This is a genomic window from Pseudarthrobacter sp. MM222 (assembly GCF_947090775.1).
Taxonomy (GTDB): domain Bacteria; phylum Actinomycetota; class Actinomycetes; order Actinomycetales; family Micrococcaceae; genus Arthrobacter.
The window spans coordinates 2,561,676-2,579,586 of record NZ_OX352321.1; the positions used below are offsets into that span (position 1 = coordinate 2,561,676).

Genomic DNA, 17,911 nt, shown 5'->3' on the forward strand with positions numbered 1-17,911 from the left:
ACACCGTCGGCACAAAAAATCCGGCTTTGGACCTTGGACTTCGGACTTCAGTCCATAACTCCTTGCACCTAGCACCTAGCACCTAGCACCTAGCGGTCACTAAGGTTAGACCCTGGAACCCACAAACGCCTAGGAGATTGTAAAGAATGTAGCCAACTCGGCTACGGTGGCAGTGACATACACCGCAAAGAATGCCCAGGGCGTCCACACCTCTTTGGAAGTAAACGTGCGGTACTTCTTTGGCTGTTGGCCTTCGCCAAGCGCTTTCCATTCAGCCAGGTATATAGCCGCCGGCAGCACTTTTTCGAGCCTATTGATTACAACAAACTTTCCAGTGTTGAGCTGACCGAACGACAAAATGAGGCTTCGCCACGCAAAAGCCAATATCCCGCCCGTTACAGTGAGTGCCATGAGCCCCAACATCTGAAGACGAGGATCTTTCCCATTAGTGAGAAGAAAGCCGGCGGCGGTGAGGACTGCACCGTTCATGGTGACGAAGAAAGTGTTGACACCCTGACGTCTGGCGACCAGGGACTCAGAGCTCGTGACCATGAGTTTGTACAGTTCAAAGAGGCGCGCTACATCCTTTTCGTCAGTGGGTACGCCCTGAGGGAAAAGGTGAACGTCTATTGGTTCCGGCACGGTCATATTGACCGGGCCATGGATCTCGAGACGGCTCGTATCGCCGCAGCATACGGCTCGTCCTCCATAGCCACGGCCTTATCTAGCTCATCAAACGGCACCAACGCGTCATGATTCGGTTCACGTTCAGACATCCAAGCGACCCATGCATTGTGAACATCAGAGGACGTGACCTCCTGGCCCTTCGCAAACAGAAGAACTGCGTAAGAGCGGAAGAGGGTCCTGGTGTCTTCCTCGGGTAGCTTGTGTGGAGGCACCTCGGCGCGGATCAGTGCGGCAACCTCATCGACGTAGTTCATGCTAGACCCACGTCGCCAGCCAGTCCGTTATCTGCTGAGAATCCCATCGGATCACATTAGCTGACGGCAGACCCGGGGGTACGGGATGCGTGCGATCGGAGTGAATCTGGATTCCGAACATGTAGTGACCCTGACGTTTTGTCTCTTCAATCTCCCACAGAACTGCGTCTGAGTACGCCGTTGTGGGACCGATCAGCACAACCGTTCCTCGCGTGCGAGCGATCCTCTCCTTGCATTGCGTTTTCCAAGAAGTGTCGAACGGATTCTGCACCGAATAATCAACGAACTCGATTTGGTTCCGCGAGTCCTTTGCTTGTTGGACCAAAAAATCCCGCGACCAGCGGTCTTCCATTTCAAAACTAATAAAAGCTCTCGGTGCCACCAATACTCCCCATCAAAAATCACTCGGCCCGGTCACGGGCGCGCCGCCAGCCAGCCCTATCAACAAGATGAACGAAAGAACAGGCAGGGACTAGAAGTCCCAGTCGTCATCCTCAGTATTTACAGCCTTGCCAATCACATAAGACGAACCCGACCCAGAGAAGAAGTCGTGGTTCTCGTCGGCGTTCGGTGACAGTGCCGACAGGATGGCCGGGTTCACGTCGGTGACGGAGGCCGGGAACATGGCCTCGTAGCCCAGGTTCATCAGGGCCTTGTTGGCGTTGTAGTGCAGGAACTTCTTGACGTCCTCGGCCAGGCCGACCGAGTCGTAGAGGTCGTGCGTGTACTGGACCTCGTTCTCGTACAGCTCAAAGAGCAGCTCGAAGGTGTAGTCCTTGATTTCCTGCTTGCGCTCCTCGGACAGGCCTTCGAGGCCCTTCTGGAACTTGTAGCCGATGTAGTAGCCGTGAACGGCCTCATCGCGGATGATCAGGCGGATCAGGTCGGCCGTGTTCGTCAGCTTGGCCCGTGAGGACCAGTACATCGGCAGATAGAAGCCGGAGTAGAACAGGAAGCTCTCCAGCAGCGTCGAGGCCACCTTGCGCTTCAGGGGATCGTCGCCCTGGTAGTAGTCCATGACGATCTGGGCCTTCTTCTGAAGGTTCGCGTTCTCGGTGGACCAGCGGAACGCCTCGTCGATCTCCTTGGTGGAGGCCAGCGTGGAGAAGATCGAGGAGTAGCTCTTCGCGTGCACCGACTCCATGAAGGCGATGTTCGTGTAGACAGCCTCTTCGTGCGGGGTGATTGCGTCCGGAATCAGCGAGACGGCGCCGACGGTGCCCTGGATGGTGTCCAGCAGGGTCAGGCCGGTGAAAACGCGCATGGTGAGCTGCTGCTCGTCCGGGGTCAGCGTAGCCCATGACTGGACGTCGTTGGACAGCGGGATCTTCTCCGGCAGCCAGAAGTTGTTGACCAGGCGGTTCCAGACGTCCACGTCCTTGTCATCCTGGATGCGGTTCCAGTTGATTGCCTCGACGTGGCTAAGCAGCTTGACCTTCTCGGTCATGTCATCCCCTAAAAGTTGGGTTAGTTCTTTAGTTAAAGCGTACGACGGCGGGCGGGCGCCCGCCGTCGTACTGTTCCGATTTAGTTGAAGATTAAAGCATGCAGCTGACGCAGCCGTCCACCTCGGTCCCTTCCAGCGCGAGCTGGCGGAGACGGATGTAGTAGATGGTCTTGATGCCCTTCTTCCAGGCATAGATCTGGGCCTTGTTGATGTCGCGCGTGGTGGCGGTGTCCTTGAAGAACAGCGTCAGGGACAGGCCCTGGTCCACGTGCTGCGTGGCAGCGGCGTAGGTGTCGATGACCTTCTCGTAGCCGATCTCGTACGCGTCCTGGTAGTACTCCAGGTTGTCGTTCGTCAGGTACGGCGCCGGGTAGTACACGCGGCCCAGCTTGCCTTCCTTGCGGATCTCGATCTTGGACGCCACCGGGTGGATCGAGGAGGTGGAGTTGTTGATATAGCTGATCGAGCCCGTCGGCGGGACGGCCTGCAGGTTCTGGTTGTAGATGCCGTGCTCCATGACGGAAGCCTTTAGCTCGCGCCAGTCAGCCTGGGTGGGGATGTGGATGTTCTTGAACAGCTCCGCGACCTTCTCGGTCTGCGGGACCCATTCCTGCTCCGTGTACTTGTCGAAGAACTCACCCGAGGCGTACTTGGACTTCTCGAAGCCGCCGAAGGTCTGGCCGGTCTGAATGGCCAGCCGGTTGGAGGCGCGGACCGCGTGGTACACCACCGAGTAGAAGTAGATGTTGGTGAAGTCCAGGCCCTCTTCGGAGCCGTAGTGGACCCGCTCCCGGGCCAGGTAGCCGTGCAGGTTCATCTGGCCCAGGCCGATGGCGTGGCTCTGGTCGTTGCCGCGGGCGATCGAGGGCACCGAGGTGATGTTGGACATGTCCGACACTGCCGAGAGGGACCGGATGGCCGTCTCGATGGTCAGGCCGAAGTCCGGCGAGTCCATCGTCTTGGCGATGTTCAGCGAACCCAGGTTGCAGGAGATGTCCTTGCCGGTCTGGTCGTAGGACAGGTCATCGTGGTACGTCGTGGGCTGCGAAACCTGGAGGATCTCGGAGCACAGGTTGGACATGATGATCTTGCCGTCGATCGGGTTTTCCCGGTTCACGGTGTCCTCGAACATGATGTACGGGTAACCGGATTCGAACTGGATCTCGGCGAGGGTCTGGAAGAACTCGCGCGCCTTGATCTTGGTCTTCTTGATCCGGGAATCGTCCACCATCTCGTAGTACTTCTCGGTGACCGAGACGTCGGAGAACGGCATGCCGTAGACCTTTTCGACGTCGTACGGCGAGAACAGGTACATGTCCTCGTCCTTCTTGGCCAGCTCGAAGGTGATGTCCGGGATCACGACGCCAAGCGAGAGGGTCTTGATGCGGATCTTCTCGTCCGCGTTCTCGCGCTTGGTGTCCAGGAACCGGTAGATGTCCGGGTGGTGCGCGTGCAGGTACACCGCACCGGCGCCCTGGCGGGCTCCGAGTTGGTTGGCGTAGGAGAAGCTGTCCTCGAGGAGCTTCATCACGGGGATGACGCCGGAGGACTGGTTCTCGATCTGCTTGATCGGCGCGCCGACTTCGCGGATGTTGGTCAGCGCGAAGGCCACGCCGCCGCCGCGCTTGGACAGCTGCAGCGCGGAGTTGATGGAACGGCCGATCGACTCCATGTTGTCTTCGATGCGGAGCAGGAAGCAGGAGACCAGCTCGCCGCGCTGGCGCTTGCCGGCGTTGAGGAAGGTGGGGGTGGCCGGCTGGAAGCGGCCCTCGATGATCTCGTCCACCATCTGCAGCGCGAGCTGCTCGTCGCCGCGGGCCAGGTGCAGGGCCACCATGCAGACGCGGTCCTCGTAGCGCTCCAGGAAGCGCTTTCCGTCGAACGTCTTCAGCGTGTAGGAGGTGTAGAACTTGAAGGCGCCGAGGAAGGTCTCGAAGCGGAACTTCTTCTTGTACGCGCGGTTGTAGAGCTCGCGGATGAAGTTCATCGTGTACTGGTCGAGGGTTTCGCGCTCGTAGTACTCGTTCTTGACGAGGTAGTCGAGCTTTTCCTCGAGGTCGTGGAAGAACACGGTGTTGTTGTTCACGTGCTGCAGGAAGTACTGGTGCGCAGCCTCGCGGTCGGCCTCGAACTGGATCTCGCCGCTGGGGCCGTAGAGGTTCAGCATGGCGTTGAGCTCGTGATAGCCCAGGCCCTTGTACGCGGCCGGCATCTCGTGCTTTTCGACGGCGGTGGCGGTGGGCGTGCGGGAAGCCGAGCCCTCAGTTACTGCTGTGTCTGCGACAGTCGTGTCCAAAACTCTTCCAATCCTTGTTGTACCCGCTGGACGTCCTCTGGAGTGCCCATGAGTTCGAAGCGATATAGGTGCGGGACCCGGCATTTCGCGGCGATGATCTCGCCGGCCATGCAGTAGTTGTCCCCGAAATTCGTGTTTCCCGCGCCGATCACTCCGCGGAGCTGCTGCCGGTTGCGCGGATCGTTCAGGAAGCGGATGACCTGCTTCGGAACGGATCCCTCTCCCCCGGTGCCCCCGTAGGTGGGAAGCACCAGCACATAGGGTTCGGTTGCAACGAGCCCCGGTTCCCTCGCGTGGAGGGGAATCCGGGCGGCATCGATGCCCAGCTTCCGAACAAAGCGTGCGGTGTTCTCCGACGTGGAGGAGAAGTAGATGAGGTGGCTGGTGGTCCGGACTTCCGCAACAGCGGCAGATTCGGCTGCCACCGGTGCATCGGCCATCGCCAGTGCGGCTGGTGCCATGGAAGTCACCTCATCTCGAGCTGCGTTTCAGGCTACGGCGACGGCGGCAGCCTGGGCCAGTTCTTCGATCTTGTCCGGGCGGAAACCGGACCAGTGGTCCTGGTCCGTCACGACAACCGGGGCCTGCATGTAGCCCAGGGCCTTCAGTCGTTCGAGGGCTTCGGCATCCTGGGAGATGTCGACGCTCTCGTAGGTGATGCCCTTCTTGTCCAGCGCGCGGTAAGTCGCGTTGCACTGAACACAGGCCGGCTTCGTGTAAACCGTTACGGTCATGGTCCCTGTCCCCTTTTTCTTGCTAAGTCTGTGGTGCTTGCCAAGTCTGTGGTTCGCGGCGGGCGGGCCGCTCCGGGACAGGAATCCTGATCCGTTACTGGCCGTCCCCGGCGGGCTGCAGAAACTCTGCGCTGCTCCGCTCGAACTGTAAGTCGATACTACATGTAGTGCAAGAGCCCGATGTGGACCCCAAGATGATGTATTACAAGTATGTCATTTAACCCACCTTTAATCCACAGGCAGGGGGGTTCAAAATGTCCGGGTTTCTGCAGTTTTCGAGGACGAAATCCACACCCTGTGGAGTACTTAGCCACAATTAACCGGCCCGCGTGTCGCCGTGGAGACGGCGTGTCGGGCAGTGGGCGAACGGTGCCGTACGGTGGCGGCAAACACCACATGTGGTGTCCGGGAACACGAAGAAGGCGGGCACCGAGGTGCCCGCCTTCTTGCGGTGGAACTGTCCAGCCCGGCCTAAGCCGACGAAAGGCTTGTCTGTCTAAGCCGGCGGCAGGCCGGTCTGCCTTAGCCGGCCGAAGGCTTATCGAGGACGATCTGCTGGACGTCCAGGTAGCCGGTTTCGAAGCCGGCGCGGCAATAGCACAGGTAGAACAGCCACATACGCTGGAAGATTTCGTCGAAACCGAGGGCGCGCACCTCCTCGGCGCGGGCCATGAAGCGCTCCTCCCACAGCCGCAGCGTCTGCGCGTAGTGCTCGCCCATCGCGAGGCGTTCCCGGACGCGGAGCCCGGTCTGCTTCGCGGTGACGTCCTCGATCGCCCGCACGGACGGGATCAAGCCGCCCGGGAAGATGTATTTGTGCACCCACGTGTAGCTGGAGCGGGTGGCGAGCAGCCTGTCATGGTCGATGGTGATGGCCTGGATGGCCACCTTGCCTCCCGGGGCCAGGACCCGCTCGATCGTCTGGAAGTACGTGGCCCAGTACTCGTAGCCCACGGCCTCGATCATCTCCACCGAGACCACGGCGTCGTACTCGCCCTCGACGGCGCGGTAGTCCTTGAGCTCGATCGTGACGGCATCGGTGTAGCCGGCCTCGGCGACGCGCTGGCGGGCCAGTTCCTGCTGTTCGCTGGAAAGGGTGACCGAGTACACGGTGGCGCCGCGGGCGGCGGCCCGCAGGGCCAGCTCTCCCCAGCCGGTGCCGATTTCCAGCACCCGGCTCCCCCGCCCGACGCCGGCCTTGTCCAGCAGGCGGTCGATCTTCGCCTGCTGCGCGGACGGCAGCCCGTCCCAGTCGACGCTCTTCAGGGCCTCCCCGGATTCCGGGAACAGTGCACTGGAGTAGGTCATGGTCTCGTCCAGGAAGGTGGCGAAGAGCTCGTTGGAGAGGTCGTAGTGCCGCGAGATGTTGGAGCGGGTGTTCTGCTCGGTGTTGCGCTCCTTGCGGGGCTGGCGCGGAAGGTAGAACGCGCGCAGTTTCTGCAGCGGTTCCGGCACGAGGGTCCCGACGCGGGCGGCGAAGACCTCCATGACGGCGGTGAGGTCGTCGGCGTCCCAGTCGCCGGCCATGTAGGACTCGCCCAGGCCGATCAGCCCGCCGTCGCCGAGCCGGGCGGCGAAGGCCTCGGGCCGGTTGATGGTCATGACCGGGTACGTGTCCCCCGGAAGGGCTGCCGTACCGGGCGCCGACTTTCCGAGCACCGTCCCGTCAGGGTAGCGGACCTCGATCGGCAGCCGCCGGACGGCGGCCTTGAAGATGGCGTCGGCGACGCGGCCGGCAAGGCCGGCCTTCAGGCCCGAGGGCACCGTGGCGATGCCGGGCCAGATCGTGGCGTCGATGGTGCCCGGTGCCTGCGGAACGGTGTACGGCAGGCGGCCCGTGTGGACAGTGACGGGGAGCGCAGCCGGTGTGGCCTCGTGTCCCCGCGCTGCGGCGGATCCGGTCGCTTCGGTCATTGTCACTGAACTGCCTCCTGTGAGGGGTGGTGTGGTCTCTTGATGACGGGCAGCCGACGTGCCCAAAGCTTAATGCCCTGCCAGCGGATCTGCGCGCTGACGCGCAGCGGTGCCAGCGGAACCGCGAGCGCCGTGGCGAGGATGGTCCGGACCGTGGCGTCGTGCCGTTCGCCGTCCACGGTGGCGAGAAAGGGCTTGTGCCCGTCCCGCTCCAGGACAATCGAGACGGCGAGCCGTTCGCCGGGTTCCGGAAGTTTCATCCGGTACTCGCCCTCGACGTCGTTGAACGGTGAGACGAAGAAGGCCTTCGGCACGCTGGCCCGGCCGGCGTCGTCGGTTTCCAGGACGTAGCAGTGCCGCTCCCCGTAGGTGTTGTGGACCTCGGCGACGACGCAGCGCAACTCCCCCGCCGCGTCATGGCACCAGAACAGGCTCAAGGGGTTGAACACGTGCCCCAGGACGCGGGCGCTGGCCAGCATGGTGATCCGGCCGCCGTCGAGCTCGATCCCCCTGGTGGCGAGGAACCGCTCAACGTTTCCCCGCAGCGTGCCCTCCGGATCGCCCAGGTGGTCCGCAACGCAGAAGCCGGCGAGCGGCCGCAGCAGGCGCGGCACCGTCGGGAGCCGGTCGACGTCGACGTACCAGCTGTAGCTGCGGTAGGTGAAGGCGTTGCGCAGCGGGGTGCGCCGCACGTGGGCGATGGAGGTTCGATAGATGGCTGCTGTTGTGCTCATGCGCTCTCCGCGGAGACGGCGTGCAGATCCGGGTCGATCGAGACGGCGCGGTACTGCTCGTTGAGTACGGCTGCAGTCTCGTCCCAGTCGCGTCCCAGCCGGGCCGCCGCCCGGACGCCGGAGAGCGCTCCGTCCTCGTGGAAGCCCCAGCCCTGGTACGCGCCGGCGAAGGCCAGCCTGCTGTCGCCGAGTTCCAGGATTTGCTGCTGGGCCTGGAGTGATTCCGGCGTGTACTGCGGATGCTCGTAGACCATCCGGTCCAGCACGGTCCCGTCCGCGATGAGGTCTGATTCGCCCAGGCTCACGATGTAGGGCCGGCCGTCCGCCGGTTCCAGCCGCTGCAGGCGGGTCATGTCGTAGCTGACCAGCACCTTGTCCGGCCGTGCGTCGCAGGACGGCAGGCGGTAGTTCCAGGAGGCCTTGGCGTTGTCGCTGGACGGCAGCACGGCGCCGTCGCGGTGGAACACCGTGTGGTTGACCGAGTAGGGCATCCCGCCGAGGGCTTCCTTCTCCGCGGGCGAGGCGTCGCTGAGCATCCGCAGCGCCTGCTCCGGGTGGGTGGCAATCACGACGGCGTCGAAGTTCTCGGTCTTGAAAGTCTCCGGTCCGTGCTGGCTGGTCAGTTCCACGCCGTCCGGGTGGCGGCGGAGGCCCGTGACCGGGCTGGCGAGGCGGATGTCCGGCAAGGTGGCGGCGAGCTTGTCCACGTAGCTGCGCGACCCCCCGGTGACGGTGCGCCACTGCGGTGAGCCCGCGACGCCGAGCAGGCCGTGGTGGGCCAGGAAGGTGAAGAGGTACCGGGCCGGGTAAGCCAGCGCCGTGGTGGGGTCGCAGGACCAGACCGCGCTGACGATCGGGGTCATGAAGTGCGAGATGAAGTAGCCGCTGAACTTTTCACGGTCCAGGAACTCGCCGAGCGTCAGTTCCGTGCCGGTGGCGGTTCCGGGGGTATCCGACGCCGCCTGATCTGACTCTGCTGCAGCTGTCTCTGCGAGCAGGGCGCGGGCGCGGCGGTAGAACCGCATCACCTCCAGCAGCATCAGCAGGTACCGGCCGCGCAGCAGCGTGGACGGCCGGGGAAGAATGCCGCGTCCCTTGGCCCGGGCGCCGGCGTATTCGAGCCCGCAGCCGTCACAGCGGATGGACATGCTCATTTCCGAGTCCTGGGTTTCGACCCCCAGCTCGGCGAAGAGTTTCAGCAGCGTGGGGTAGGTGCGCTCGTTATGGACGATGAAGCCGGTGTCGACTCCCAGCACGGAGCCGTCGGCCTGCGGCACGTCGTGCGTGTGGGCATGCCCGCCCAGCCGGGCGTCCGCCTCGAAGAGAGTGACGCTGTCCTTCTCGTTCAGGACGTAGGCGGCGGTCAGCCCTGCCACGCCGCTGCCAATGACGGCTACCCGCCGGCCCGCCGGAATCCCTGCTTCTTGCGACACTGATCTGCTCCTGTTGGCTTGCCGAATTCGTCCTGGTGAATCGTCTTACGGGCAATTCGTCACCACGGGCCCGCCGGATGAGTCTGAATTCCACCCGGCTGCCTTCCCAGGATTCTCCGCCATGGACCGGGCCCGGCCGCGGCGACATTCCGCACGCGTCCCCGGTGCCCTGATCAGGGTCGGGTCACGCCGGAGCCGGATCTGCCCGGGTGTGCCAGAATGAAGCGGGATTTCAGCTACCAGGCGAAGGGCAGTCCTTGATCAACCCCGTCCATTTGCGGACCCTCGTCGAAGTCATCCGGTTGGGTTCCTTCGCGGCGGCGGCCGGCAGGCTCGGCTACACGGCGTCGGCTGTCTCGCAGCAGATGTCCGCCCTGGAACGCGATACCGGGGTTGTCCTCTTCCAGCGATCGGCCCGCAGCATCCAGCCCACGGAAGCCGCCGTCGTAATGACGCGGCACGCGGCCAAGGTGCTCACCGACATTGAGACGCTGCTGGCCGCGGCTTCCCGGACCGAGGACGCCACGAGCCAGGAGCTCCGGCTCGGCATCTTCCCGAGTCTCGCCACCTATGTGCTCCCGCGGATCCTGCAGAACCCGGCGTGGAAGAAGCTCGGAATCGACCTGCGCGTCTCCGTCGCGGAACCCGCCCAGACCATCCAGGGCCTGCGCACCGGCGGCGAGCTGGATGTTGCCCTGGTCTACCAGGTGGGCCAGTCCGGGCTGGCGTGGCCGCACACCATCAACCGGCAATGGATCGGGGACGACAACTTCCGCGTGGTGCTGCCGGCGGCCTGGGGCATCGGCACGGAGTCGAAGGTCGCCGCGGACCACCTGTCGGACATGCCCTGGATCATGCACCACCCGGGCACCAGCGATGCCACCGTGATCGAGCGGCTCTTCGCCAGCTGCAATCTGCACCCGCGGGTGGTGGCGTACAGCGACGACTTCCACGCGAGCCTGGAGATGGCGGCGGCCGGGCTCGGCGCCGCCCTGGTTCCCGAGCTTGCGCTGCTGCACCGCCCGGCCGGGGTGGTGGTGCTGGACGTTCCGGAGATCCGGCTGGCCCGCAACGTCTTCGCCCTGCTCATCAATGACAAGCAGACGGCGCAGGTGCAGCTGTTCGTGGAGCTGCTGGCCGACACCCTGCACAAGCTCGGGACGAAGTAGCGCTTCCTGTGCAGCTTGCCGTGCCGGCACCGGATAAAAGCTTGGGAATGCTGGAATGGTCCGGACTTGAGGACTATGTTGAAGATATGAACAAGGTAGCGAGCAAGCACTTCGGTGAGGTCGAGCTCAACCACGGCAGGGATCATAATTTCACGGCCAAGCATGAACTGGCCGGCCAGACCGTGGAGCTTGACCTCAATGTCAATGCGCATGACCGCTTCGACGAAGCGGCGCTGCACAAGGTTGACTACCGGCTGCGCTTCCTGCCTGAACTCGTGGACCAGGTCCGCGACATGATTGCCGAGGAGCTGGAGCAGGAAGGCACCAGCCCGCAGGAGTACCGCCACTTCCACTGCAACGCGATCAAGAGTGAGCACCTGCAGAAGGTGTTCGGCGTCCAGGACAAGAGCCAGCTCACCGACGAGGTCTTCCTCAAGGCGCTGAAGCTGGGCCATGTGGGCATCTACCCCGGCCAGCCGGAACGGTACTTCGTGCTGGACTTCACGCTCGGCGCGCATTTCACGGATGAGGTCCTGGTGGCCTCAGCGGACGAGGACGGCGTCGTGGACGACGAGATCCTCTGGGAATCCTGAATCGCCGGCACTACTGAATCCATTGCTCCGCAACTGCCCTTTTGAGGGCTCATAACGGCGGTTGCTTAGCAATCGATGGTTAAAACGTACGACGCCGGCCGGTCACCTTTCAAAGGTGACCGGCCGGCGTCGTTAGCTGGAGAGCGTGTTGACTACTTGGCGGCCTGCTACTTGGTGGCCTGGAGCAGTTCCGCGCGGACCGTCCTGGTGGCCGTGACGAGGTTGCGCAGGGACTCTTCAGTCTCGGCGTAGCCGCGGGTCTTCAGGCCGCAGTCCGGGTTAACCCAGAGCTGGCGGGACGGGACGTGCTTGACGGCGGTGCTGAGCAGTTCGGTGACTTCCTGCTCCCCCGGGACGCGCGGCGAGTGGATGTCGTAGACGCCCGGGCCCACGCCGCGGCCGAAGCCATGGGACTCGAGGTCGTGGACAACCTCCATGCGGGAGCGGGCGGCCTCGATCGAGGTGACGTCCGCGTCGAGGCCGTCGATCGCGTCGATGATCGCACCGAACTCGGAGTAGCACAGGTGGGTGTGGATCTGGGTGCTGTCCCCGGCTCCGGCCGTGGACAGGCGGAAGGACTTCACGGACCAGTCCAGGTACGCGGCCTGGTCGGCCTTGCGCAGCGGCAGGAGCTCGCGCAGGGCGGGCTCGTCCACCTGGATGACCTTGATGCCGGCCGCTTCGAGGTCGGCGATCTCGTCGCGGAGGGCGAGCGCCACCTGGTTGGCGGTCTCGCCGAGGGGCTGGTCGTCGCGGACGAAGGACCACGCCAGGATGGTGACCGGACCGGTGAGCATGCCCTTCATCGGCTTGTTGGTCAGGGACTGCGCGTACCGGGCCCATTCCACCGTGATCGGGGCGCTGCGGGTGACATCGCCCCACAGGATCGAGGGACGCGTGCAGCGCGAGCCGTAGGACTGGACCCAGCCGTGCACCGTGACGTCGAAGCCTTCGAGGTTCTCGGCGAAGTACTGGACCATGTCGTTGCGCTCGGGCTCGCCGTGGACCAGGACGTCGAAGCCGAGCTCTTCCTGCAGTTCCACGACGCGCTTGATCTCGTCCTTCATGAGCTGCTCGTACTGCTCCGTGCTGAGCTCGCCCTTGTTGGCGCGGGCCCGTGCGGTGCGGATCTCGCCGGTCTGCGGGAACGAGCCGATGGTGGTGGTGGGCAGCGGCGGCAGGTGCAGGGCCTCGGTCTGCGCGGCCTCGCGGACTCCGTAGTCGGAGCGGCTGAAGTCGGCGTCGGTCAGGGCGGCGGTGCGGGCCCGGACCTCGGCGCGGCGCACGCCCTCGGCTCCGGCGCGGTCGGCGATGATGCGGGTGGCCTCGTCGATGGCCGGCTGCACGGCGGCCGGATCGGCCAGCAGGCCGGCCAGGGTGACAACCTCGGCGGCCTTCTGGTCGGCGAACGCGAGCCAGCTGCGCAACTGGGCGGAGAGCTGGACTTCCTCGTCGACGTCGTGCGGGACGTGCTGGGTGGAGGTGGAGGTGCTGACGGCCAGCTTGGCGACCGACTTCCGCAGCTCGGCGATTTTGTCCGCGGAGGCGGCGAGGTCGTTGCGCCAGATGTTGTGGCCGTCGACGACGCCGGCGACCAGGGTCTTGTTGTCCAGCGCGGCCAGGGCCGCGGTGGACGGGACCTCGCCCTTGAAGACGTCCAGGTGCAGGGCGTCGATGCCGGTGGCGGCAAGGGTGCCGAGCTGGCCGTTGAGCGCGCCGTACGGGGTGGAGACGAAGAGCTGCGGGCGGTTCGCGACGGTGGAGAGGGCCTCGTAGGAGCGGGCGACGGCGGCCTGGATCTCGCCTGCCGGGGTGTCCTGGTCCACCACGAGGGCGGGTTCGTCCAGCTGGATCCAGCTGGCGCCGGCGGCGGCGAGTTTCTCCAGCAGGGCGGCGTAGACCGGGAGGACGTCCTCGAGGCGGGACAGCGGGCTGAAGCCGGCCGGGGCGTCGTCGGAGGCCTTGCTGAGCAGCAGGAAGGTGACCGGGCCGACGAGGTACGGGCGGGTCTCGACGCCGTTGGCGAGGGCGTATTCGAACTCCTCCACGATCCGGCTGGAGGTCAGCGCGAAGGGGGTCTCCGGGCCGATTTCCGGGACGAGGTAGTGGTAGTTGGTGTCGAACCACTTGGTCATTTCCAGCGGCTGCTGGTCCTTGTTGCCGCGGGCCAGGGTGAAGTAGCCGTCGATGTCGAGCTGGCCCTCGGCGTTGAGGAGCTGGCCGAAGCGGGCGGGGACGGCGCCGAGGTGGGCGGCGGCGTCGAGCACCTGGTCGTAGTAGGAGAAGGTGCCGGGGATGGCGGCGGCTTCGGTGAGGCCCAGGTCCTGGAGGCGCTTGGCGGTGCCGAGCTGGATCTCCTTGGCGGCGGCGTCGAGGGCGGCGGCGTCGATCTTGCCGGCCCAGTAGGCTTCTACGGCCTTCTTAAGTTCGCGGCGGCGGCCGATGCGCGGGTAGCCCAGGATCGAGGCAGCCGGGAACGGAGTGGGGTTGAACGTGTTCTTTTCAGTCATGGGAAGTCCTTGGTGTTGGTGGTTCGAGTGGAGGAAGCGTGGTGCTAGCTGGCGAGCTGGCGGCTGGCCGTGCGCCGCGCCGGGCTGAGCCGCGCCGCGTCGTGCGCCGCGGTGCGACGCGGGCGGGGCAGGGCGAGCTTGTCCAGCACATCCAGCGCTGCCGTGTGTTCATTGAAGGTATAGAGGTGGATGCCGGGGGCGCCGGCGGCCAGGGCCGCGTTGGCGAGGTCCACGGTGGCCCCCACCCCGATCCGCGCCCGTTCGGCGTCGGTATCGGCGGCGGCGAGCCGTTCAATCAGTTCCGGGGCCGGTTCGACGCCGGTCAGCTCGCCGAGGCGGTTCAGCCGCCGGATGCTGGTCAGCGGCATGACACCGGGAATGATCGGGATGGTGACGCCGGCCCGGCGGGCACGGGCCAGCAGGTCCGCGTACTGCTCGGTGTGGAAGAAGACCTGGGTGATGGCGAAGTCGGCGCCGGAACGCTGCTTGGCCAGCAGCACCTCGACGTCGTGCGCCTCACTCGGGGACTCCGGGTGCCGGGTGGGGTACGCGGCGACGCCGACGGCCACCTTGCCGGCGCACAGCAGCGCCGAGCGGCGCTGCTCCACGCGGCGGATGAGTTCGATCAGGTCCTGGGCGTAGCGCAGCGAACCCTCGGGAGGGACGCCGCCGTCCTTGGGCTGGTCACCGCGCAGGGCCAGGATGCCGCGCACGCCGACGTCGAGCAGCTCCCCGATGATCTCGGCAAGCTCCTGCGGGGAGTTGCCCACGCAGGTCAGGTGGGCCAGCGGCCGCAGCGTGGTTTCCTGCACGAGCCGGTTGATGAGCTCGACGGCGGTGTTCCGGTTGGAGCCGCTCGCACCGTAGGTCACGGAGACGTAGTCCGGGTTGGTGGCTTCCAGTTCACCGATGGTGGTCCACAGCGATTCCGCCGCCGCGGGAGACCGCGGCGGGAACAGCTCGTACGACAGCGCGACGGGGGCCGCGCCGGCAAGATTGGGATGGGTATCGATAAGGCTAGGTGGTGACATTTGCGTCCTTGGCTGTGAACCCTGGCGCCAGGTGGCCGGAAAACCGGTGGCCGACGACAGCGAATTGAGTTTGGGGAACACGGAGAAAACTTCAGCAGGACGCAGCCGCGACTGGTACGCCTGAAACGAAGTTGTCCGTGAGCAAATGTCAGGCCCACATGGGGGCACCCACACCCTCCTGGGCTGCCCTGGGGCCGGCCGTCTGCGGAGGATCGCTGACACGTTACCTCGGTAACTTGTATAGAACTCTAGGGGCCGGCGCCGGGGCATTCAAGTCGCCCGTCGAATTAAGACGCAGCTTTACGGGCGATTGCCGGGCCGGACAGAATTTTGTTCGCCTGTTTGATCGATTCAGCCCGTCCCGCGTGCCGAGCCCTGCGCTCTCTTTCGGGGCCGAAGCCCTCCCGGCGGCTTTCAACCCTTCAGGGGACCCGAAACCCGCATCGAGACATCCAGAACATGCCCCGAAACGGCCTGATGGTTCGGGCACCGGGAGAGCATCATGGAAGACTGGGAAGATGGCGGTATCAGCAGCGTTTGAGAACGAGAGCCTCTCCGAAAAGGTCAAACGGACCATCGTGGACCGGGTCGTTGACGGCACCTACCCTCCCGGCATGCGCCTCGTGGAGCTCCAGCTCGCCAAGGAGTTCGGCGTCAGCCAGGCACCGGTACGAGAAGCCCTGCGGGAGCTGTCCTCCACCCGGTTGGTCGAAAATATCCCCCGCCGCGGAACCTTTGTCCGGTCCGCTTCCCAGGACGACCTTGCCGAGGTCTATTTTGTCCGCCTCGCACTGGAGGGAACCGCTGCCGCGGCCGCCTATCCGGCCCTGCATGCCGACCCGTCGCCGTTGCGCGAAGCGCTGGCCGGCATGCGCGAGGCTGCAGCGACGGACGATGCCCACGGGATCGCCAAATTCAGCACGGCCTTTCACCGCGCCGTTGTTGCCGCCACTGGAAACCGGCTCATGATGGAAATCTGGGACACCCTCTACGTCGAGGCGCGGACCATGGCAACCGTCGTCCGCGGGCACGTGGACCTGCACGCCGCCGCCGAAGCCCATGTCCCGATCCTGGAAGCATTCGAGAGCGGCACACCGGAACTCTGCACCCAGCTCGTCATCGAGCACCAGCACGAGTACTCCATCCTTCCCCAGGAATAACGCCCGCCCCAGCCTGTCGGCGGTGTGCACGGGATGATGCAGATACATTCCTGCGACATCCTCTTGTGATGCCCATCACCCTCGTGTATCATCGCTGCTATCAATTATCGATAATCGATCAAAGGAGATCACCTTGAAGCTCGTCACTTTCAGCCACCAGGGCACCCAGCAGACCGGCGTCCTCAGCGAGGACGCCTCGACCGTGACCGCCGTTCCCGGCTCGCAGGATCTGCTTTCACTCATCGACAACTGGGATGAGGCCACGGCGCAGATCGCCGCCGCCACCGGGTCGGCCATCGACATCGCCGACGTTGAACTGCTCGCCCCGATCCCGCTCCCCCGCCGCAACATCTTCTGTGTGGGCCGCAACTACGTCGAACACGCCAAAGAATTCGCGAACTCCGGGTACGACGCCACGGCCAGCGCCAGCCACCAGCCGGACTACCCGGTCGTGTTCACCAAGGCCCCCTCCACCGTGATTGGCACCGGCGCCGACATCGACCCGCACACCGGAGTCACCTCCGAACTCGACTACGAAGCCGAGCTCGGGGTCATCATCGGCAGGGGCGGCCGCGGCATCAGCCCGGCCGATGCGCTGGACCACGTCTGGGGCTACACCATCATCAACGACGTCACCGCCCGCGACCTGCAGAAAGACCACAAGCAGTGGTTCCTCGGCAAGAGCCTGGACACCCACGCGCCCATGGGCCCCTGGGCCGTCACCCGCGACGAGGTCGGAGACGGCCCGCTGGACCTTCTCTGCACCGTCAACGGCGAAACCCGGCAGAAGGCAACCACGGCCGACCTGATCTTCGACATCCCCACCATCATCGAAACCATCAGCGCCGGCATCACGCTCCAGCCCGGCGACATCATCGCCACCGGCACCCCGGTCGGCGTCGGCATCGGCTTCACGCCGCCCCGGTTCCTGACCACCGGAGACGTCGTCGAAATCACTATCAGCAAGCTCGGCACCCTGACCAACCGGATCGGAGAAGGACGATGAGCACCGCAACCATCGCCCCCGGCCTGACGGCCGTCGGCACGAAACAGCTCTTCGTCGAAACCACCGGCGCCGGGCCCGACGTCGTCCTGGTCCACGGCCTGGGCGGCACCACCAGCTTCTACGAACCCCTCGTCGCCTCGCTGGCCGAACGGTTCCGGGTCACCCGCTACGACTTCGCCGGACACGGACGCTCACCCCGGGCCGGGGAACTGACCCTCGAATCCCTGACCGCCGAACTGGCCGTGCTCATCGAATCCCAAACCGCCTCCGGACGGGCGCACCTCGTCGGGCACTCGATGGGAACCCTCATCGTCCAGCAGCTGGCGTCGACACGCCCGGACCTGGTCCGGGAAGTCGTCCTGCTCGGCCCGGTCCGCGAACAGACCCAGGCCGCGAAGGACGCCACCCGGGCACGCGCCGCCCTCGTAAGGGAAAAAGGCATGGCCGCCATAGCCGACACCGTCGCCAACGCCGCCACCGCCGACCACGCAGCGATCGGGAACCCGCTCGTCCGGCCCTTCATCCGCGAACTGCTCCTCGGCCAGGACCCGGAAGCGTACGCCCAAGCCTGCGAAGCCCTCGCCGCCGCGACCAGCCCGGACCTGACCGCCATCCGGTCCAAGGTCCTGCTCCTCACCGGCAGCGAGGACAAAGTCAGCACCCCGGCCTCCAACGAGGCCATGGCCGCCGAGCTGGGTAGCGCCGAACTCCTGGTCGCACCGGGAACCGGCCACTGGACAGTACCCGAGGCGCCCGACTTCGTCACCGCCGCCGTCCTCGACTTCCTCACCAGCACAACCCTCACGCCGGCGACAAAGAAGACCTGCGCGTGCAGCAACGCCAGCCCGGGCTGCCAGTCCCGCCGGCAGCAGAGCATCACCATGCAAATCCGCAAAGCCCCCTAACAACCGCTCCACCGCCTCCATCTCAAGATAAGGACAAC

At 65.0% G+C, this 17,911-nt stretch carries 17 protein-coding genes; 5 read left to right on the plus strand and 12 right to left on the minus strand.

Features of this window, described 5'->3' with window-relative positions; translation table 11 throughout:
• Positions 1–129: 129 nt before the first annotated feature.
• From OM977_RS11650 to OM977_RS11690, 10 genes are all read right to left on the minus strand, one after another.
• Positions 130–648, minus strand: a complete 519-nt coding sequence (locus OM977_RS11650) for a RipA family octameric membrane protein (RefSeq protein WP_264354128.1) — start codon at positions 646–648, stop codon at positions 130–132.
• Positions 645–941 (minus strand): DUF7701 domain-containing protein, encoded by a 297-nt coding sequence (locus OM977_RS11655; RefSeq protein ID WP_264354129.1) that lies wholly within the window; start codon positions 939–941, stop codon positions 645–647. The genes OM977_RS11650 and OM977_RS11655 overlap by 4 nt, the downstream gene beginning before the upstream one ends.
• A 1-nt stretch (position 942) precedes the next feature.
• Positions 943–1,293, minus strand: coding sequence for a TIR domain-containing protein (locus OM977_RS19745; protein ID WP_442960640.1), 351 nt, complete (start codon positions 1,291–1,293; stop codon positions 943–945).
• A gap of 120 nt (positions 1,294–1,413) precedes the next feature.
• Positions 1,414–2,388, minus strand: a complete 975-nt coding sequence (nrdF, locus tag OM977_RS11660; RefSeq protein WP_264354130.1) for a class 1b ribonucleoside-diphosphate reductase subunit beta — start codon at positions 2,386–2,388, stop codon at positions 1,414–1,416.
• A 91-nt stretch (positions 2,389–2,479) separates the two neighbouring features.
• On the minus strand, positions 2,480–4,600 hold the full coding sequence (gene nrdE, locus OM977_RS11665) for a class 1b ribonucleoside-diphosphate reductase subunit alpha (protein WP_264357392.1): 2,121 nt from the start codon (positions 4,598–4,600) through the stop codon (positions 2,480–2,482).
• Positions 4,601–4,653: 53 nt separating this feature from the next.
• Positions 4,654–5,124 (minus strand): class Ib ribonucleoside-diphosphate reductase assembly flavoprotein NrdI, encoded by a 471-nt coding sequence (gene nrdI, locus OM977_RS11670; RefSeq protein ID WP_264357393.1) that lies wholly within the window; start codon positions 5,122–5,124, stop codon positions 4,654–4,656.
• A 48-nt stretch (positions 5,125–5,172) separates the two neighbouring features.
• A complete protein-coding gene (gene nrdH / locus OM977_RS11675) occupies positions 5,173–5,418 on the minus strand; it encodes a glutaredoxin-like protein NrdH (protein WP_264354131.1) in 246 nt (81 codons plus the stop codon).
• A 522-nt stretch (positions 5,419–5,940) separates the two neighbouring features.
• Positions 5,941–7,338: a class I SAM-dependent methyltransferase gene (locus OM977_RS11680; protein WP_442960641.1), complete on the minus strand. Its 1,398-nt coding sequence runs from the start codon at positions 7,336–7,338 to the stop codon at positions 5,941–5,943.
• Positions 7,335–8,066, minus strand: coding sequence for a DUF1365 domain-containing protein (locus OM977_RS11685; RefSeq protein WP_264354132.1), 732 nt, complete (start codon positions 8,064–8,066; stop codon positions 7,335–7,337). The genes OM977_RS11680 and OM977_RS11685 overlap by 4 nt, the downstream gene beginning before the upstream one ends.
• Positions 8,063–9,499: an NAD(P)/FAD-dependent oxidoreductase gene (locus OM977_RS11690; protein WP_264354133.1), complete on the minus strand. Its 1,437-nt coding sequence runs from the start codon at positions 9,497–9,499 to the stop codon at positions 8,063–8,065. The genes OM977_RS11685 and OM977_RS11690 overlap by 4 nt, the downstream gene beginning before the upstream one ends.
• Before the next feature lie 257 nt (positions 9,500–9,756).
• On the opposite strand from OM977_RS11690, the gene OM977_RS11695 reads away from it, so the two are divergent.
• On the plus strand, positions 9,757–10,668 hold the full coding sequence (locus OM977_RS11695) for a LysR family transcriptional regulator (RefSeq protein WP_264354134.1): 912 nt from the start codon (positions 9,757–9,759) through the stop codon (positions 10,666–10,668).
• Positions 10,669–10,754: 86 nt separating this feature from the next.
• Positions 10,755–11,261, plus strand: a complete 507-nt coding sequence (locus OM977_RS11700) for a DUF2004 domain-containing protein (protein WP_264354135.1) — start codon at positions 10,755–10,757, stop codon at positions 11,259–11,261.
• A 167-nt stretch (positions 11,262–11,428) separates the two neighbouring features.
• On the opposite strand, the gene metE is transcribed toward OM977_RS11700, so the two are convergent.
• Together metE and OM977_RS11710 are read right to left on the minus strand one after the other, a co-directional pair.
• Positions 11,429–13,771, minus strand: coding sequence for a 5-methyltetrahydropteroyltriglutamate--homocysteine S-methyltransferase (gene metE, locus OM977_RS11705; protein WP_264354136.1), 2,343 nt, complete (start codon positions 13,769–13,771; stop codon positions 11,429–11,431).
• Positions 13,772–13,815: 44 nt separating this feature from the next.
• Positions 13,816–14,802 carry a methylenetetrahydrofolate reductase gene (locus OM977_RS11710; protein ID WP_264354137.1) on the minus strand — a complete coding sequence of 329 codons (987 nt, stop codon included), beginning with the start codon at positions 14,800–14,802 and terminating at the stop codon, positions 13,816–13,818.
• Between the two features lie 518 nt (positions 14,803–15,320).
• On the opposite strand from OM977_RS11710, the gene OM977_RS11715 reads away from it, so the two are divergent.
• The 3 genes from OM977_RS11715 (at position 15,321) to OM977_RS11725 (ending at position 17,873) form a co-directional block, all read left to right on the plus strand.
• Complete coding sequence (locus tag OM977_RS11715) at positions 15,321–15,962, plus strand: GntR family transcriptional regulator (protein WP_264354138.1); 642 nt, start codon at positions 15,321–15,323, stop codon at positions 15,960–15,962.
• Between the two features lie 133 nt (positions 15,963–16,095).
• Entirely contained in the window at positions 16,096–16,968 is an 873-nt protein-coding gene (locus tag OM977_RS11720) for a fumarylacetoacetate hydrolase family protein (RefSeq protein WP_264354139.1), read from the plus strand.
• Positions 16,965–17,873 (plus strand): alpha/beta fold hydrolase, encoded by a 909-nt coding sequence (locus OM977_RS11725; protein WP_264354140.1) that lies wholly within the window; start codon positions 16,965–16,967, stop codon positions 17,871–17,873. The genes OM977_RS11720 and OM977_RS11725 overlap by 4 nt, the downstream gene beginning before the upstream one ends.
• The last annotated feature ends 38 nt before the right edge of the window (positions 17,874–17,911 follow it).

Bases quoted from the DNA above. Each gene is read 5' to 3' on its own strand.
- OM977_RS11650 (WP_264354128.1), bottom strand. From the start codon at position 648: ATGACCGTGCCGGAACCAATAGACGTTCACCTTTTCCCTCAGGGCGTA.
- OM977_RS11655 (WP_264354129.1), bottom strand. From the start codon at position 941: ATGAACTACGTCGATGAGGTTGCCGCACTGATCCGCGCCGAGGTGCCT.
- OM977_RS19745 (WP_442960640.1), bottom strand. From the start codon at position 1,293: ATGGAAGACCGCTGGTCGCGGGATTTTTTGGTCCAACAAGCAAAGGAC.
- nrdF (WP_264354130.1), bottom strand. From the start codon at position 2,388: ATGACCGAGAAGGTCAAGCTGCTTAGCCACGTCGAGGCAATCAACTGG.
- nrdE (WP_264357392.1), bottom strand. From the start codon at position 4,600: ATGCCGGCCGCGTACAAGGGCCTGGGCTATCACGAGCTCAACGCCATG.
- nrdI (WP_264357393.1), bottom strand. From the start codon at position 5,124: ATGGCCGATGCACCGGTGGCAGCCGAATCTGCCGCTGTTGCGGAAGTC.
- nrdH (WP_264354131.1), bottom strand. From the start codon at position 5,418: ATGACCGTAACGGTTTACACGAAGCCGGCCTGTGTTCAGTGCAACGCG.
- OM977_RS11685 (WP_264354132.1), bottom strand. From the start codon at position 8,066: ATGAGCACAACAGCAGCCATCTATCGAACCTCCATCGCCCACGTGCGG.
- OM977_RS11700 (WP_264354135.1), top strand. From the start codon at position 10,755: ATGAACAAGGTAGCGAGCAAGCACTTCGGTGAGGTCGAGCTCAACCAC.
- metE (WP_264354136.1), bottom strand. From the start codon at position 13,771: ATGACTGAAAAGAACACGTTCAACCCCACTCCGTTCCCGGCTGCCTCG.
- OM977_RS11710 (WP_264354137.1), bottom strand. From the start codon at position 14,802: ATGTCACCACCTAGCCTTATCGATACCCATCCCAATCTTGCCGGCGCG.
- OM977_RS11715 (WP_264354138.1), top strand. From the start codon at position 15,321: ATGGCGGTATCAGCAGCGTTTGAGAACGAGAGCCTCTCCGAAAAGGTC.
- OM977_RS11725 (WP_264354140.1), top strand. From the start codon at position 16,965: ATGAGCACCGCAACCATCGCCCCCGGCCTGACGGCCGTCGGCACGAAA.